General features: G+C 57.7%; 2 protein-coding genes. Both read left to right on the top strand.

The genetic code is table 11. The features are described 5' to 3' along the window. Positions 1–466: hypothetical protein (locus ACP5E6_RS19100; protein WP_427957083.1), on the top strand; the 466-nt coding region annotated here is incomplete at its 5' end. A 432-nt stretch (positions 467–898) separates the two neighbouring features. Then, the coding region (locus ACP5E6_RS19095; RefSeq protein ID WP_427957081.1) for a recombinase family protein at positions 899–1,246 on the top strand (348 nt) is incomplete at its 3' end.

Raw genomic sequence — 1,246 nt, 5'->3', positions numbered from 1 at the left:
GGAAGTTACCCGTGACCATCTTGCCAATCGTGAGTATCATCATCTCTTCCCCGATGCACTCCTCACCGGGCCGGGAGGCATGCCCGAAGGAGCGAGCTACCGCGCGCTGAATTGCGCTCTGGTTACTTGGAAGACGAACCGGAACATTTCGGCCAAGGAACCCATCGCCTACCTGCGCGAGCGAACTGAGCGCGCGGATCTTGGCGAAGAGATGGTGAAGGCCCGTCTGCGATCGCATCTCATTCCATTCGACACTCTCAACGTTGGCGATTGGAAGGGGATTTTTGATCCGACCGAACGGGCCAGCAAGGTCAGAGGAGACTTCGAAGCTTTCATGAAGGACAGAGCATCCCGTATGCTGCCAGTCATTCGCCACCTCTGTAACGGACAGGGAGATCTATTATCTGTATGGAATCCCATTGCACACACATCAGATCCAGGAGCGGTACGTGCAGATGAAAATTGAACGTAAATAGTGAAGGTGTTTTGGTAGCAATTTGTCAGAAACTAGCCCTACCTTTCGCGCTAGTATTCAACTCGCTCACAATATTAGGGCGTATAGCCCCCATCCCGGTCGCCCCAGCGTTCCTTACCATGCTCAGAAGCCGTCACCCGCGGGCGCTCGGCTGGTCGACCGACCAGCGTGAAAGGCGGGGTGTCCGATTCCAGCCCACTCACCATATGATTGAATGTCCGCTACTCAAGCAGGCAGTCGTTAACCGGCCATATCGCTTTCCACCCTTGCGGTCGATCCGCATCGAGGTTCCCGACAAGCTTGCAGCTCGGCGCCATATCAGCCCTGCCGATTTTATCAAAGTCAGGATGTTTCGGCACATTAAGCTTCCCAGAAGTCTGCGCCCTCGGTAATCTCAGTCCGGTCTATAAGGAGTCATTGCTGATGCGTGCGGTGATTTATGCCCGGTACTCGTCGGACAACCAGCGGGTGGAGTCGATCGAGGACCAATTCGAGGTCTGCCGGCGGTATATCGCGCGGATGGGCTGGACGCTGATGCAGACCTACGACGACGCGGCGATCAGCGGCACGAGCCGGTTCCGGCCAGGGTTCCAGCGCCTGCTGGCCGATGCCGAGGCGCGCCGGTTTGATGTTGTGGTCTGCGAAGCGGTCGACCGGCTGAGCCGCAAACTTGCCGACACGGCGGATTTTCACGACCGGCTGGGGTTCGCCGGGGTCAAGCTGCACGCCGCCAACATCGGCGAGATCACCCCGATCCATGTCGGCGTAATG

The sequence above is a fragment of the Acidiphilium sp. genome, assembly GCF_049977125.1.
Lineage (GTDB): Bacteria > Pseudomonadota > Alphaproteobacteria > Acetobacterales > Acetobacteraceae > Acidiphilium.
This window is presented reverse-complemented; position numbering and strand designations above follow the sequence as displayed.